The 15,792-nt window shown below is 55.2% G+C and carries 13 protein-coding genes; 5 read left to right on the top strand and 8 right to left on the bottom strand.

Going from position 1 to position 15,792, the window contains the following annotated elements:
- The first annotated feature begins 99 nt into the window (after positions 1–99).
- From IPG22_03540 to IPG22_03530, 3 genes are all read left to right on the top strand, one after another.
- Positions 100–1,167: a VWA domain-containing protein gene (locus IPG22_03540; GenBank protein MBK6587376.1), complete on the top strand. Its 1,068-nt coding sequence runs from the start codon at positions 100–102 to the stop codon at positions 1,165–1,167.
- Positions 1,167–2,078: a tyrosine recombinase XerC gene (locus IPG22_03535; protein MBK6587375.1), complete on the top strand. Its 912-nt coding sequence runs from the start codon at positions 1,167–1,169 to the stop codon at positions 2,076–2,078. Before IPG22_03540 ends, IPG22_03535 begins: the two co-directional genes overlap by 1 nt.
- Before the next feature lie 184 nt (positions 2,079–2,262).
- A complete protein-coding gene (locus IPG22_03530; protein ID MBK6587374.1) occupies positions 2,263–4,545 on the top strand; it encodes a S9 family peptidase in 2,283 nt (760 codons plus the stop codon).
- Between the two features lie 18 nt (positions 4,546–4,563).
- Here IPG22_03530 and IPG22_03525 read toward each other — a convergent pair whose 3' ends face one another.
- From IPG22_03525 to IPG22_03500, 6 genes are read right to left on the bottom strand one after another with little or no spacing between them, the layout of a single operon-like run.
- Positions 4,564–5,157 carry a nucleotidyltransferase family protein gene (locus tag IPG22_03525; protein MBK6587373.1) on the bottom strand — a complete coding sequence of 198 codons (594 nt, stop codon included), beginning with the start codon at positions 5,155–5,157 and terminating at the stop codon, positions 4,564–4,566.
- Complete coding sequence (locus IPG22_03520; protein ID MBK6587372.1) at positions 5,144–6,049, bottom strand: XdhC family protein; 906 nt, start codon at positions 6,047–6,049, stop codon at positions 5,144–5,146. The genes IPG22_03525 and IPG22_03520 overlap by 14 nt, the downstream gene beginning before the upstream one ends.
- Positions 6,050–6,058: 9 nt before the next feature.
- Positions 6,059–6,442, bottom strand: coding sequence for a VOC family protein (locus IPG22_03515; GenBank protein ID MBK6587371.1), 384 nt, complete (start codon positions 6,440–6,442; stop codon positions 6,059–6,061).
- A gap of 3 nt (positions 6,443–6,445) precedes the next feature.
- Positions 6,446–7,081 carry a hypothetical protein gene (locus IPG22_03510; protein ID MBK6587370.1) on the bottom strand — a complete coding sequence of 212 codons (636 nt, stop codon included), beginning with the start codon at positions 7,079–7,081 and terminating at the stop codon, positions 6,446–6,448.
- 2 nt (positions 7,082–7,083) lie between these two features.
- Positions 7,084–9,267, bottom strand: a complete 2,184-nt coding sequence (locus tag IPG22_03505; protein ID MBK6587369.1) for a xanthine dehydrogenase family protein molybdopterin-binding subunit — start codon at positions 9,265–9,267, stop codon at positions 7,084–7,086.
- 1 nt (position 9,268) lies between these two features.
- Positions 9,269–9,727, bottom strand: a complete 459-nt coding sequence (locus IPG22_03500; protein ID MBK6587368.1) for a (2Fe-2S)-binding protein — start codon at positions 9,725–9,727, stop codon at positions 9,269–9,271.
- Between the two features lie 372 nt (positions 9,728–10,099).
- Between IPG22_03500 and IPG22_03495 the strand changes: the two genes are divergently transcribed.
- Together IPG22_03495 and IPG22_03490 are read left to right on the top strand one after the other, a co-directional pair.
- Positions 10,100–10,534, top strand: coding sequence for a (2Fe-2S)-binding protein (locus IPG22_03495; GenBank protein MBK6587367.1), 435 nt, complete (start codon positions 10,100–10,102; stop codon positions 10,532–10,534).
- A gap of 15 nt (positions 10,535–10,549) precedes the next feature.
- Positions 10,550–12,769, top strand: a complete 2,220-nt coding sequence (locus IPG22_03490) for a xanthine dehydrogenase family protein molybdopterin-binding subunit (GenBank protein MBK6587366.1) — start codon at positions 10,550–10,552, stop codon at positions 12,767–12,769.
- A gap of 16 nt (positions 12,770–12,785) precedes the next feature.
- On the opposite strand, the gene IPG22_03485 is transcribed toward IPG22_03490, so the two are convergent.
- Together IPG22_03485 and IPG22_03480 are read right to left on the bottom strand one after the other, a co-directional pair.
- Positions 12,786–13,394 carry a class I SAM-dependent methyltransferase gene (locus tag IPG22_03485; GenBank protein ID MBK6587365.1) on the bottom strand — a complete coding sequence of 203 codons (609 nt, stop codon included), beginning with the start codon at positions 13,392–13,394 and terminating at the stop codon, positions 12,786–12,788.
- A 5-nt stretch (positions 13,395–13,399) separates the two neighbouring features.
- Positions 13,400–15,697: a lytic transglycosylase domain-containing protein gene (locus tag IPG22_03480; GenBank protein MBK6587364.1), complete on the bottom strand. Its 2,298-nt coding sequence runs from the start codon at positions 15,695–15,697 to the stop codon at positions 13,400–13,402.
- Between the last annotated feature and the right edge of the window lie 95 nt (positions 15,698–15,792).

Here is a 15,792-nt window from a genome sequence, read left to right as displayed (position 1 = left end):
GCTGCGGTGTGGCAAGCAGGGATGCTTGCCGCTCCAGTCGGGCGGGCAACTGGCAAGCGTTATTGTTAATCCAACTTGCGGACTCTATCCACCGCATTTATGAGGTTTTTCACTCTCATTTTCACGGCGACGCTGTTTACATCGATCGCCTCGGCTCAATCGGGCCGTCAGAAGCCGAGCCCGACGCCCACACCCCGTCAGATCGTTGGACCGTCGGTTGTCTACATGCCGACCGAAACGGTGAATCCGGTTGGAAAACCGACCCCAACACCGACCCCAAAACCCAACAGCGGTGACGATGTCATCAAGGTTGATTCCGTACTTATCCCGATCCCGGTCTCCGTGCTGGATCAAAACGGAAAGGCCGTTTCAACGCTCCAACTCAAGGATTTTGAACTAAAGATCGATGGCAAAGTGGTCGAGATCGGCGAACTCGCCCGGAGCGATACGCCGATACGGCTTGCGATGCTGTTTGATAATTCGTCGAGCGTGCTGATCGCTCGTGAGTTTGAAAAGGACGCTGCCGTCAGGTTTTTTCGCCGCGTTGTCAGGCCTGATAAGGACAAAGCCGCGTTGTTCTCGGTCGCCGATTACACACGGCTCGAACAATCGCTCACATCCGACGTCGCGCAATTGACGCAGGCGATCGAAATGTTTCAAGAGCCAAAAGGTGCGACTGCACTGCTCGACGGGATCATCGAGGTCGCCGAGTACCTCAGAGCCGCCAATGGCCGCCGCGTCGTCGTTATCGTCTCTGACGGCGAGGACACGTACAGCGATCTCAAAACCACGCTCGAGGGAGTTGTGAAATCGCTTCAAATCAACGACTGTCAGGTCTATGTGGTGAAGACAAAGGACTTCGAGAATTTCAAACGGACCGGTGTTCGCGGCGGAAATGCCAATATTCGAGCCCTCACAGCCGAACGCCGCATGATCGAACTCGCCGAACAAACCGGCGGAGCCGTCTATTCGCCGATCGACGAAGACGAAATGAAACAGGCCTTTGACCGCATCTCGGCTGAGCTTTCGCAGCAATACATCCTCAGCTATTACCCCGAGGACGAGGCACTGAAGCCCGGCGAATTCCGCACGATCTCGCTCACGGTCAAAGCCAAGCCGAATATGACTATTCGGACGCGAAAAGGGTATTATGTTGGCAGGAAATAATGCTCAACGATCACCTCACACAGTTTCTTCAACACCTGAAATACGAACGCAATCTTAGCGAGCACACGTTGCGGAATTACGCGAGTGATCTGGAGCAGTTCAAACTACATCTGTTTCGCGTTGAAAAGCGTGCGGATATGCCGGTGGCTGAGATCGACCGGTTGACGATCCGCGAATGGATGGCTGAACTTCACGCTGATCATAAGAAAACGTCGGTTGCCCGCAAACTCGCCAGTCTTCGCACGTTTTTCCAGTTTCTGGTGCGCGAAGGCAAGCTCGAGGCGAACCCGGCGAAACAGGTCGCGACACCAAAGATCGAACGTAAACTGCCCAATCACCTCTCGATCGAGGACGCCGTTAGGTTCATCGAGACACCGGACATCAACACCGATCTTGGGAGGCGTGACCGGGCGATAATTGAGTTTTTGTATGCGACGGGGATTCGTGTGGGCGAATTGGTCGGGATAAATATACCGGACGTTGATTTTCGCGAGAAGCTGGTTTGGGTGACCGGTAAACGTAAAAAACAGCGGATCGTGCCATTTGGCGAACCGGCGATGCAGGCAGTGTTGCTCTATATGGACCAGACACGCGGCAAGTTTCTCGACAATTGCCCCGAAGCTAAACGCGAGCCGAATGCCCTGTTCCTAAACTACCAAGGCACACGCATCACTACCCGATCCGTCGGTCGCATGATCGACAAATACATCAAGCTCTGCGCCGACATCCACGACATCTCGCCCCACAGCTTACGACACACGTTCGCCACGCATCTGCTCGATCAAGGAGCCGACCTTCGCGACATCCAGGAACTGCTCGGCCACGCCCGGCTGACTACGACGCAGATCTACACTCAGGTCTCGATGGAAAAGATGATCGAGGTTTATGACCGGGCACATCCTAAAGCGTAGGAAATTAGACACAGATTTTCACGGATTACACGGATGGTACGCGGATTTTTGTCGGATCAATAACTTTCAATATCTGTGTTGATCAGTTCCATCTGTGTTTATCCGTGTATAGTTTCTTCTTTGAAAAACAAGACCGTTATCGCTTATCATTCAAAAGATCTTTTCCTCGCTAATAGCCATAAATATGAAAAAGCTTCAGTCACTTGCGATCATCGTTTTCGCGCTTTCGAGCGCTGTTCTTGCCCAAGACAAACCCCTCACCCTCGACGACATCTTCAACCCCGACGCTGCGAAACGCGTGCGGTTTAGCGGAACGCCGGTTTCGGTGCAGTGGTCGCCGGATGGGAAGTCGTTCAAGCAGGTGATCGGCGGGAAGTTGATGCGGGTCGATGCGGTTACTTCGCAGGCGGTGCCGTATTTGGATACGGACTCGTTGTCGGCGGCGTTGCAGCGTGTCGGTGTAAAGGCTGCGGATGCGGCGGAGCTTGCGAATTCGCCTTTCCTTGAGTTCAACGCAGACGAGACGGCGATCGTTCTCAGCAACGCGAATGACCTTTGGCTTTACGAAACGGCGACGCGTTCGATCAAGCGGCTGACGAATAATCGCGAAGCGGAACTCGAAGCTGGTTTCAGCCCGGATGGTAAACTCGTGAGCTTTGTTCGCAGTAACAACCTTTATGTGGTCGATGCGAAAGGTAATGAAAAGCAGCTGACCCGCGATGGCAAAGAGGGCGACAATGCGATCTATAACGGCTATCTCGATTGGGTCTACGAGGAAGAGCTTTACGGCCGCGGGCAGAAACGCGGGTACTGGTGGTCGCCTGATTCGCGGTTTATCGCCTTTCTGCGTACTGATGAATCGCCGGTTCCCAAATTCGTTCTCGTAAACGATCTTCCTACTGACCAATTGATCGAGCGAACCAATTATCCGCAGGCAGGCGACGGAAATCCGATCGTAAAACTCGGCATCGCCGACGTCGGCAAAACGTCGATCGTGCCGAATCCCGGCCGCATCCCAAAGATCGGCGAGCGTCTGCCGCCGACGCTTCTGCGTGTGGGCGACGCGGTGAAATTCATCGACACCTCGATCTACAAACCCGAAGATCTGCTGATCGCCCGCGTCGCATGGGCTCCGGATAGCAAGAATGTCCTGTTTCAGGCCCTGAACCGCGAACAGACCACGCTTGACCTGAATTTCGGAAGTGTTGCCACCGGCAAGATCAGCAAGGTCATTACCGAAACCACTCCCGCATGGGTCGAGGTTTATGACAATCCGGTTTTCACCGATACGTCAGCCGCGAACGGGATGATGGTCTGGCAGTCGGCACGCAACGGTTGGAAACACCTCTACCTATACGACAGCACCGGCCAACTCGTCCGTCAGCTCACCAGCGGGAAATGGGAAGTCCGCACGCTTTACGGCGTTGATAATCAGGGCGGCTGGGTCTATTTTTCGGCTACCAAAGACAGCCACATTGCCGAGAATATCTACCGCGTTCGCCTGACCGGCGGCGAGGTCGAACGCGTTTCGAAGGGCGACGGCTGGCACGCGGCCGCGTTTAACAAAACCTTTTCGCACTACGTCGAAAACTGGAGCAATGTCGTCACTCCGACTCAAACGCGGCTTTTCCGTGCCGACGGTTCGCTCGAACGTGTTATCAACGAAAATCGCGTCGATGTCCTTCGCAATTACCGCCTCAGCACGCCCGAATTCCTCAACGTAAAAACCCGCGACGGATTTAATATGGAGGCGATGATGATCAAGCCGCCTGATTTTGACCCTTCGCGTAAATATCCCGTGCTGCAGTTCACCTACGCCGGGCCGCATGCTCCGTCAGTGGCGAACCGCTGGGGTGGCAATCGCGGGATGTGGTTTCAGATGCTGGCCCAAAAAGGCTACATCATCTGGGTTTGCGACAACCGCACCGCGAGCGGCAAAGGCGAGGAATCCGTCTGGCCGCTTTACGCCTACAAAGGCTTTGGCGAGCTCGAGCTTCGCGACATCGAGGACGGGCTGAATTATCTGAGATCCACGGGCTACGTCGATATGAACCGCATCGGGCTGCACGGCTGGAGCTTTGGCGGGTTTATGACGAGCTACGCTCTGACGCACAGCGGATCGTTCAAGATCGGAATGGCGGGCGGAACCGTCTCGGATTGGACGCTCTACGATTCGATCTACACCGAGCGTTACATGAAAACGCCGCTCAACAACCGCGAAGGCTACGAAAAATCTAACGTGGTCAAAGCCGCCAAAAACCTCTCAGGCCGCCTGCTGCTCATCCACGGTGTGATGGACGACAACGTCCACATGCAGAATGTCACCAAACTGACCTACGCCCTGCAGCAAGCCGACAAACAGTTCGATCTCATGCTCTACCCCAACCAACGCCACGGCGTCGCCGAACCCGCCCTGGTCAAACACTGGTACACGATGATGACGGATTATGTGCTTAAAAACCTATGATCGACCGCGACCCGCCGCCTACAATTGATCGACGTCGGAAGGCGTATCAATGTCTATGGCGGCCGCATCTATCTCAATCGTGACGAGGTCGTTACGGCTTCTTATCAGGTTGCGGGCACCTTTATCGCCTTCGAGATGAATGAGTTGATCGAATAGTTCGCGTGAGAATACCGCCGGAACGCCGATGGTTTTGCCGTACTTCGCGGCGACGACTAGAGCTGAATTTGCTTGAAATTCTGAGAGCAAGAGTTGGAGCGCATCTGTTGTGACGTGCGGTTGGTCGCAGAGCGTTATCAGTACCGCGTCGAGTTTGGGTTCGAGATTCAGTAGGTATTCGAGTCCGGCTTTAATGGACGAACTCATTCCTGATTTCCAGTTCTCATTTAAACAAATACTGATTGGAAGGCCTTGTAGTTCTTCGGTTGAGGCTTCTATTTCGGCACCTAGAACGACTACGTTCAGATCGCAGCCGGAGGAAACGAGGGTTTCGGCGGCGCGGCGGATTAGGGATTTGCCGTGGTAGATGGCTAGTTGTTTGGGGGAGCCGAAGCGGGTTGAGCCGCCGGCGGCTAGTAATATTCCGCCGATTTTGGGTGGGTTATTTGCGGTCATAGATCGAGCCTTCGCGGTATCGCAGGCTGGTGCCCTGGCGGTTTTTTAGGACGCTTTGGATCTCGCCGATTATTGAGAGAGCGATGCTTTCGGGAGTGTCGGCGCCAATGTCGAGGCCGACGGGGGCGAAGAGGCGGGCGAGTTTTTCTTCCGCGAATATGCGGCCGTGGGCGGCTATCTCTTCGAGAAGCTGTTCGGTACGACGTTTCGGGCCGAGGGCTCCGACGTAGAATGCATCGGACGCAAGCAGCTCCGGCAAAACGAATCGGTCGCGGGAGTAATTGTGCGTCATTATAACTCCGGCGGTGCGATGGTCCGCGTGAATTTGCGGCGGTTCGTCGACGGTTTGGTGAACGAGCTTTTGTGCGTTGGGGAATCTTTCTTCGGTCAAAAACGCCGGGCGATGGTCGTGAACGGTGACCTGCCAGCCGAGTTCGCTCGCGATGCGGACGAAGGGAACCGCGTCGGCTCCCGCACCGAAAAGCATGACCGCGATCGGCGTTTCAAATTCGTCGGACGGCTCGCGGTCTTCGTACGCGGAACGCATCTTCGCAATGATCTCGCTGTCTTTGCCGATGGGTTCGAGCAGGATCTCGATCACACCGCGGCAGCCCATGTTCATGCTGAAGATCGAGTTTTCGTCGCCGGTCGTGTCGTATGTGAAAACCTCGGACTCGCCGCTCTTAAGGATCTTTTTCGCCCGCTCGAGTACATCTGCCTCGAGACATCCGCCGGAAACGGTGCCGAAAGTGTCGCCGTTCTCAAGCATCAGCATTCGAGCTCCGGGCAGACGATAGCCCGAGCCGCGGACGTCAACGACGGTCGCGAGTATGGCCTTTTCGCCGTCCGCGAGGGCTGATACGTGTTTTAGGATCTCTTTTATTTCTTTCAAGGTTGGAAATTATGCAGGCTGCTTTTCACCGAGCCAGTAGCAAAGGCCGTCAGGAGCGATCACGTAAAACACTCGCCAAATGCCGCTCTCGTTCTTTTCGATACTAATATCCGATAGCTCTTTCGCAAGTCCGTTGCCTCTGAACTCATTCAAAACGGCCTCGACGTCGGTTACCTCAAATGCACAGCCATCCTGCGTCGGATCGCCGCCGTTTTCGACGAGCCTCATTTGAATATCAGCACGGGCAAGAATCGCTGAACGGTGCGGAGTTTCGGTTCGCTCGACGACTTGAAACCCCATGATGTCCGTATAGAACGATAGGGCATTATCAATGTCGGCGACGGGCAGGTTCATTGCGTCGCCTTTATAGCCCCATGCATTCTTAAAGGTCATAGACTATTCAGGACAAGCCGCACCGCTGTCTACCCATTCGTTCATCTTTTTCATGAAATCGGCATGCGACATCGGCGGTGTAGTGCGACCGTTGCCCGGTGTCCACGCCCACAAAACGAGCGGATCGGTCGCGATGTGGTGCACGGCGTCTTTGGCCGATTTGCGGCCGCCATTTTTCAACGGGTCTTTCAGATTGCGGCAAAGTTGGCCGGCGGTCAGGCCTTGAAACGCCATTTTGTTCGCCTCTGGGGGCATGTGCCAATTTGGGGCTCCGGGCGGTAAATTATCGCCGTCGAGATTGATGTCCTGGTGGCAGGTCGTACATTTTAGCTCGCCGAGACCGCGACCGTCCGGGCCGCGTTTGACCTCCATCGGATGCGGGGTCATTGTGTCGCCTTGCGTTGGAGCGTCGCCGCCAGGATGACAATTAGAGCACCGCGCCGAAAAGAAAACCTTTACCGCCTCGCTGAAAGCCGCACGCGACTTTGCCGGATCAGGATCAGCGGCGATGGTGGTCTCGTTGATGGTCGAGGCTTCGACACGCTCGACTGCTCCGGTTCGGCTTGAATACAGAGCCAAGCCCGCAGCCGCAAATGCTGCCGCTACGACGATAAGTTTTAAGATACTGCTTCTATTCATCATCACGCTTTTGCTGCCAGATCAGCCGTCCTGATCGGCAAGGTTCTAATACGCTTGCCAGTCGCGGCAAATATTGCATTTACCACTGCCGGAGCGATCGGCGGGGTACCGGGTTCGCCAACGCCGCCGTGTTTCTCTGTGCTCTCCACAATGTAGACCTCGACCTTTGGCATTTCGTTCATGCGAAGCACTTTTTGGTCCGTAAAGTTCTTTTGCTGGACGCGGCCGTCTTTGATCGTGATCTCGCCGTAAAGTGCCGCAGTCAGCCCATAAACGATGCCGCCTTCCATCTGGGCTGCGACGGTATTCGGATTGACGACCTGGCCGCAATCTACCGCACAGACGACGCGATGAACACGAACCTTGCCATCCTTCGCGACCGAAACCTCGGCGATCTGTGCGACGTAGCTGCCAAAACTCTCGTGAACGGCGACGCCGCGGAAAATTCCGGCTTCCGCAGGTTTGCCCCATCCGGCTTTTTCGGCCGCGAGCTTTAATACGGCCGCGTGGCGCGGGTGTTTTTCGAGCATCGAGAGACGGAAGGAAACCGGATCTTTGCCGGCCGCGAACGCGACCTCATCCAGAAAGCACTCGGTCGAGAATGCGGTGTGCGAACTTCCTACTGATCGCCAGAATCCGACCGGAACGCCGGTATCTTTGCGAACCCAATCACACTGAAAATTCGGGAACGCGTACGGCAGATTATGTGCGCCCTCGAAGGATGACTCGTCGAGCTGGTCGTCCTTCAGGATAAAGCCGAAAGCCTTGCCCGCACGGGCCATGATCGCGTCATTTACGACGCGGTGATGCCAGAAAATGGGATTGCCGCTCGCGTCGATGCCGGCTGACATCTTGTTGTAGGTCGCCGGGCGATAGACGTCGTTCTGCATATCGTCCTCGCGCGTCCATATGACCTTGACCGGTTTGCCGACAGCCTTCGACAGCAGCGTCGCGTCGATGACATAGTCCATTTCAAACCGGCGGCCAAAACCGCCGCCGAGCAGAGTCGTGTTGACCTTGATCTTATCTACAGGAACGCCCGCCGTCGCTGCGACCGTCTGCTGTACGAGCATTTGTGCCTGCACGCCGCCCCAAACCTCGGCACCGTCCTTGCGGACGTCTGCCGTGAAGGTCATCGGTTCCATCGTCGCGTGGGCGACAAAAGGTGACCAGTAAACTGCCTCGACCGTTTTAGCCGCTTTCGTTTTTCCGTCGGCGACGTCACCGGTTTTCTTCGCGACGAGGCCTTTGTCCTTGTCAGCCGCTGCGGCGAAAGTTGAATAGATCGATTCGCTCGAAACTGCGGCCATCGCACCTTCATCCCAAGTAACCTTGAGAGCACTTCGGCCTTTTCTTGCGGCCGAAAAATTCTCGGCGACGACGGCGACGCCGTACTCAAGTGAAATTACGTTCGTAACGCCTTTGATGGCTTTTGCCGCGGCGTCATCGACGGCTTTGACCTTGCCGCCGATCACGGGCGAACGCAGGATCGTGGCGGTCAGCATTCCCGGCACTTTTACATCGATCCCGTAGATCGCTTTTCCGTTGACCTTGTCGGGTGAATCGAGCCGTTTTACACCTTTGCCGATGTACTTGAAGTCCTTAGGATCCTTAAGCTTCGGGTTGGCTGGCGGTGTGATCTTTGCGGCCGCTTCAAGCAGATCTCCGTAAGCGGCAGAACGTCCGGACGCGGAGTGCATGATCTTGCCGGATTCGGCTTTGCAGGTCTCGGGAGCGACATTCCATGTTTGGGCCGCAGCCGCAACCAGCATTTCGCGGACCGTTGCGGCGGATTTTCTGAGCGGTGCGAAGAGGCCTTTCACGCTCGAACTGCCGCCCGTGCCCTGCATTCCCATCGCCGGGTTAATGAATGCCTTGTCTGCGGGCGCTGATTCGTATGAAACGTTTGCCCAGTCGACCTCGAGTTCATCGGCAACGATCTGCGGCAGGGAAGTGAAAACGCCCTGGCCCATTTCCGCCTGGCCGACGACGACTGTCACGCGGCCGTCCTTGGCGATCTTGATAAAGGCGTTGGGCTGGAAATCGGCGATGGGTTCATTCGTCAAACCGAGCCGCTCCGCCGCGCGTATTCCAACCGGCAGGTTAAAGCCGAAAACGGCTGCACCGCCTGCAATTATGGATGCTTTGAGGAATGAGCGTCTGTCGAGATCAGTTTTGCTTGTCATCTCATTTACCTCCATTAATAGCGGCCTGTTTAATTGCCTCTTTGATACGGTTATAGGTGCCGCAGCGGCAGATGATGCCCGCCATTGCCTGTTCGATATCGGCGTCGGTCGGCTTTTTATTGTTCTTGAGAAGGACCGCCGCAGCCATTATCTGGCCCGATTGGCAATAGCCGCACTGCGGAACGTCCTCGGCGATCCAGGCTTTCTGCAGCGGATGGCTCAGGTCGGTCGAGAGGCCTTCGATCGTAGTGATCTCTTTGCCAATTACAGAGCTCAACGGCGTCACACACGAGCGTTTTGCCTCACCGTCCACGTGAATAGTGCAGGCACCGCATTGTGCGATCCCGCAGCCGAACTTTGTCCCCGTCAGTCCGATCTCGTCCCGCAGGACCCAGAGCATTAGCGTGCTTGGATCTGCGTCGACCTCGTATTGCTTACGATTTACGCTGAGCTTGGCCATTTGAATCTCCTCCAGAGATCGAATATCAAAACAAAAGGATAGTAACTGTATATAGCTGTTAGTATACCACTCGAATTTCAAAAGAAAAGAGATCCAGCGTCAGATCAAGTTCTCTCTTCGAGTGTTGAAGAAAGAAAAGAAAGCACGATAAGAAGTCGAGCTTTCTTTCCCAAAAATTAAGATTGAATTTCTGGCAGCTCTAGTGCTACGATGAATATCTCAGTCAATCGTTCAACGCGGTTCAACAACGAGCCCTCTCACGCTTACGATGTGTCGGACCAGGCTTTCTAGCTAGTCAGTCCGAGCTTATCAGCTATTTTCAAGACCGTCGTCCCTCACATTTGTTTGTGCTTTGAGAAAAAAGGAGTAAAGATGGCCACCTTAAATATTAACGGCACGATGTATCAGGTAAATGTTAGTTCTGATATGCCATTACTGTGGGTTATACGCGATATTATCGGCCTAACCGGTACTAAATACGGCTGCGGCCGTGAGATCTGCGGAGCTTGCACGGTCCTTGTCAATGGCCGCGCACAGAAGTCGTGCGATTATGATGTCGGAGAGGCAGTCGGCAAGACGATCACGACTATCGAAGGGCTGTCGGCCGACCGGTCGCATCCGGTCCAACAAGCGTGGATCGAACATCAGGTCCCGCAATGCGGCTTTTGTCAGCCCGGAATGATAATGGAGATCGTTGGAGAACTGCATGACGGCCGCCCGAAATCGGAGATCATAAACGAGGTCAGCAACATTTGTTCCTGCGGCACGTTTCAGCGAATTCGTGCGGCGATCTTAAGTCTCGACTAGTTCACGGAGGTTGGCATGGCGAAAAAAGATGATTCGCAGCAGTTGATCAGCCGCCGACGCTTTATTGCTTCTTCGGTCGCAGGTGCGTTTATACTAACGACAAAGTTTGGCGAGACAGCCAAAGCCCAGGTTGCGGACGATAACCCAAAAGAGGCCCCTGAAGCCGCCCAATTAGGTACATGGCTGCGGATCGGGACTGATGAATCGGTAACGATGGCCATCGGAATATCGGAAATGGGTCAGGGCACTATGACGGGCCTCGCCATGCTGCTTGCCGAAGATCTGATGGTTGATTGGGCAAAGGTCAAGGTGGAATCAAACCGGGCTTCTCCAGCCTATGGCAATCCGCTTTACAATTCCCAGATGACAGTTGGAAGCGGCAGCATCCGCGGGTATTATCTGCCCCTTAGAAAGGCAGGAGCTACCGCCCGTGACATGTTGATCGCGGCGGCCGCTCAAATGTGGAATCTGTCGCCCGCGATCTGTAGTGCTGCAAACGGAAAAGTTTCGAATACGGTCAATAGTCAGGTCCTGACCTACGGTCAATTAGCTTCGCTCGCAGCGCAGATGCCGGTTCCGGTAAATCCAACGCTCGTACCTGATAACGCATTGCGGTACATCGGCAACGACGCACCTCGATTTGATATTCCTGCGAAGATCGATGGCAGTGCGATCTACGGCATGGACGTTCGTCTGCCGGATATGGTCTATGCCGCAGTCAAGCATTGTCCTACTTTTGGCGGGACTCTTGCCAATACTCCATCGACTCCTTCTGGGGCGATCGCCGTTGTTCCGCTGCGGGTTATAACCGGAACAGGCCGCGGAACTGAGGCCACGGGAATGGTCAATGCAGTGGCGGCAGTTGCAGGAGATACGTGGAGCGCTTTGCAGGCCGCTAGTCGGGTGACTGCGACCTGGAATATTCCGCCCTCGTCGCAACAGCTAAATACGGACACCATCTTCGCTCAGGCTGAAGATATGCTTACGAATGGTACGGCGGACACACGTATCGCAGAGGTGGTCGGTAATGTTAAAAGAGATGCACTGTACTCTCTTCATCGCACGACCGCGACGTATTATCTGCCTTATCAAGCTCACGCGGCGATGGAGGTTCTAAATTGTACGGTAAGGATCACGGGAGAGGGAAGCTCGCGGCGATGCGAGATATGGGCACCGACGCAGAGCCAGTCGCTTTGCGTTAACACAGCGATAGCCCTTACGGGATTGCCGATCTCGCAGATCGACGTTTACACGACTTTCCTCGGCGGTGGGCTGGGACGTAAATTTGAGCAGGATTTCATCAGTCAGGCGATACAGGTTGCCCTTGCTATCAATCGGCCGGTCAAGTTTATGTGGTCCCGTGAAGAAGATTACTCCCGAGACCAGTATCGGCCCATGGCGGCGATACGTATCACTGCCGGGCTAGACCAGCACAACATGGTAAAGAACTGGTACTACCAAAACTGTTCTCCGTCTATCTCGCTTCAACGCCGCCCAACCTCTACATCGGTTGACGGCCAGGCGATCGAGGGGGCGACGACCGCTACCGGCCTTACCTATTCATTCAATTCCCGGCTGGTTAAGCACCTCATTCATCCGGCGCCTATCCCGGTCGGCTACTGGCGTTCGGTCGGGCATTCGATAAATGCCTTTGCGGTCGAGAGCATGATGGACGAGCTTGCTGCGGCAGCGGGTGTGGATCCGTATCAATTCCGCCGGCAGCATTTGCTGAATACTCCGCGCGGCCTCGCCGTGCTTGATCGGGTTGCTGCTATTTCGAATTGGGGCGGCCCAGTCCCGAATGGCCGGGCTCGAGGCATCGCATTCTCGCAATGTTTCGGAAGCATCGTTGCCCAGGTGGTTGAACTATCGGTTGTCAGCGGCCAGATCAAGCTGCATAACATCTGGTGCGTGGTCGATTGCGGCCGGGCGATAAACCCCGATGCCGTAAAAGCGCAGATCGAGGGGGGAATCGTGCACGGATTGAACGCGGCTTTATGGGAGCGTGTGACATTTACGGCAGGCCGCTCAAATGTTCGGAACTTCAACAACACCCGGAAGATAAAACTGCGAGAGATGCCAAACCTGACTATCGAGCTGATTCCGACAGACCCAAATGCGCCCATCGGAGGAATTGGCGAGCCGGGCGTTCCCTGCATCGCTCCGGCGATCGCAAACGCGTATTTTCGGCTGACCGGGAATCGAGTGCGAACTCTGCCCTTTTTCCCCCGCTAAGCGGACAGTTGGGAGCTTAGCGTTTCCGGATTATTTTGTGATAAATGAAAACCGGATATCCGAACGGGCCTTTGCTCGAACTAGTGGATGTTAGCTCGAGCCCGTTGGCTGTGTAGAGCTGCGACAAGAGCCTTTCCGACTGATAAATAGTATCGCCCAGGAAGCCGGGCAGACGTTTGCCCGTTAACGAGAAAAACATCGTATTGACCAGCGAGCGCAGCCCATAAAAGCGGGTTGCGAGGGAGCGGTTCTTTAGGAAATAGGTCAGGTAATACCCCGCTCCATGCGTAACAATGTAGGCAGTGGCCCCGGGCCGGAGCGTGCGGGCTATTTCTGCGACCGCCTTGCGATCGTCAGTATAGGAGAGAACCACTTTGCACAGGATCCCGTCGAAAGCCTCATCTTGGTATGGAAGTCTTTCAGCCTCGCCTGCGGCGATGTTTAATCCGCGCTCGCGGCATACATTCAGAGAATCTTGGTCAATATCAACGCCGAAAGCATTTGCTTCCGTGTTCTGCAGCTCGCTGAGTTGATGGCCTGAGCCGCAGCCAACGTCCAGGATCACCGAACCCGGTAAAAACTCAAACCGGTAATCGGTGAGAATGTAGCCATCCCATTCGGCCATGGTCCTTAATTCGAGTCCGCCTCGATCACCGCGTCAGGATTTTCTGCCAAAAACTGGTCACGCGGTTTGGATTCAAGCTCACCCCTCAACGGCCGCGCTCCGACATTGGACTTGAAGTTGCCATTCTCGTCATACAGGCGGCGGTATTGGGCGGAGTTGCGGATGACGCCCTGGACGTAGGCTTTTGTTTCCTTGAACGGTATCTCCTCGACGAATTCGTCCATTTCAGCGGGCAGCGTCGCACGCCATTGCGGCACGCGGCCCGGGCCAGCGTTGTAGGCGACGGCAACGTATTCGATGCGTCCAAATTTATCTAATTGATCTCGCATGTACGCCGTCCCGAGCTCGATATTGAGAGGCGGCTGATAAAGTGCGGTTGCGGTGACCATCGACGTTTTCGAAACGTATTTGCGCGCCATCGATTGAGCGGTCGGAACGAGCAGCTGCATCAGCCCGTGAGCGTTGGCACCTGATTTGGCAGACGGCGTGAAGACCGATTCCTGCCGGATCAATCCCGCGACTTGGTACGGATCAAGACGGCGTTCGCCTGCCCAGTATTTGATCTCGTTCCAGTTGATCAGCGGGTAAAAGAAAGCCCATGTTTCGCGATCCATTTCCTCTGGGAACATCTGTGCGTAATCGGGATAACTCTTCTGCATCGCGACCAGGGCTGAAGTGTTGTCGCCTTTCCAGCGATAGTAGCGGGCAAGGGCGAGATTGATCTTTGGGCTATTGCCGGCGGTCTTTTTGGCCTCATTCAGCTCGTCGATCGCCCAATCGAATAGCCCGATTATCGAAAGTTCATCGCTTTTCTCGGCCCGAGCAAGCTCCTTGCTGCCGGCGGTTTCAGGGGCGACGGTGACCGTTTTGAGGTTCGCGACCGCCTTCGCGACGGTTGGATTTGGCGGGGTCGTGTCGCGGCAATTGCCCTGTGATTTCATCGCCGAGAGCCTGCTCATCGCCAGATAGCCATACCAATTTGCGGAATAGCGATAAATGACACCGTCATAAAGAGCACAGGCGTCCGCAGTCTTTCCGGCACGTTCGGAATCGCGTGCCGCCCAGTAGCCGGCTTTGCCGCGATTACTCGTATCTTTGTCAGCAAAACGCGCGAGGTGATCGACCATCATCTGCGATGACAACGCGAAATTATTATTCTCATGCTGAACCCAACCGGCCTCGAACTGAGCAACCGCAACCTCGACCGCATTTGGATAGGCGGCGACCGCTGTGTTGAAAAAGTACGCTTCATCCGTGCGATTCTTGCCGTCGCGAGCCGCCATACCGGCGTCGATCATCGTTTTTGCGACGAGCGTGCCGGTCGGAAACGCCGCCCGCATTGCGTCGACGGTCGAACGCAGCTTGACCCATTGTTTGGTTTTAGCGTAACCGAGCACCAGCTGCCGATATGCCTGCTCCCGTTCCGATGCGGCTGATGCTGGAATCGAGTTTAGAATATTGAGGCCGTCTGCGATTCCCGGCGTATTCGAAACCGCGGTAATTCGCCTGACCTGAACCTCCGGCGTCACGGCTTGCGGAAATGCGGATGCGAGACTCGCGTATGCGGCCGCGGCTTCAGCAAAAGACTTTGCCGCAAGCAGTTTATCGGCCCGGGCGAGCTGTTCCTCGGCGTTCTGCGGGGTCAGCGGCTGGCCCATTGAGGACAACTTCGCTTCGGCTTCCTTCGCGGCGGGACTTCCGGCGGCGAAGAAGAACGTTCGGCGAAAATACTTGATAGCCTCTGACTGTGAATTCTGAGCCTCGTATGCTTTCGCCGTGGCGAGCAACGCGTCGCCGTCATTTTTTTCACTCAGATCGATCAGCATTGGCGGGATCTCGACCGCTTTGCCCGAGGCCATGGCTGACATCGCCCACAACAATTTTGCGTCACGAAAACGTATTGAGTCAGGATGATCTCGGATCAGTTCGCCAAATGCGGCCGCAGCTTCACCATTATTGCCGGCAGACTGTAAAGCCTTGCCGCGGAGCCAAAGGGCGTAGTCGGCGAGCTTGGTTTGTTTCTTAAAAACGTCCGAGTTCAAGACTGCGGCGGCTCCGCCGAAATCGTTTTGTTCGAGCTTGATCCGCGCCCGAAGGAGCTTAGCAAGAGCGCCGGTGTGCTTGCCCGCGAACCGCGATTCCAGGTTTGAAACAAAATCCTCGGGCGGCAGCTTTCCCGTGCTGGTCATCTGCCGCAGCGACTGCAGAGCCTGCTCCTCGGTCTGCTGGGCTGAGCACCCGACGATGAATAGGACCGAGACCAGCAAAATAGCGACGTTAAGTTTTACAAAAGTTTGAAACATATTTCGTACGGAAACCTTTGGATGCGGTGAGTTTAACCTGTTATGCCTGCGGAAAATTACTTCCCAATCAGAGCGATTCATACTATGATAGCAAA

The organism is Acidobacteriota bacterium (genome assembly GCA_016703965.1).
Classification (GTDB): Bacteria; Acidobacteriota; Blastocatellia; order Pyrinomonadales; family Pyrinomonadaceae; genus OLB17.
Note: the sequence above shows the minus strand (reverse complement) of the source record. Positions and strands in the feature narration are given on the sequence as shown.